The 223-nt window shown below is 56.5% G+C and carries 1 tRNA gene; it reads left to right on the top strand.

The annotated features are described in order from the left end of the window. Positions 1 to 76: transfer RNA gene (locus GHO42_RS08150), tRNA-Ala, on the top strand. The last annotated feature ends 147 nt before the right edge of the window (positions 77 to 223 follow it).

The raw sequence follows: 223 nt of genomic DNA on the forward strand, positions 1-223 counted from the left end.
GGGGCTATAGCTCAGCTGGGAGAGCGCTTGCATGGCATGCAAGAGGTCAACGGTTCGATCCCGTTTAGCTCCACCAATTTACAGTTCAATGTCGGGCCACACTGGCATTGGATCGATCAGCACTCAGCGCTGATCACTGTTAGAAGGGTTTGTGTCCCCTTCGTCTAGTGGCCTAGGACACCGCCCTTTCACGGCGGTAACAGGGGTTCGAGTCCCCTAGGGG

Origin of the sequence: Pseudomonas sp. FSL R10-0056, from assembly GCF_009600105.1 — a bacterium.
In the GTDB taxonomy this organism is placed as follows: Bacteria; Pseudomonadota; Gammaproteobacteria; order Pseudomonadales; family Pseudomonadaceae; genus Aquipseudomonas; species Aquipseudomonas bubulae.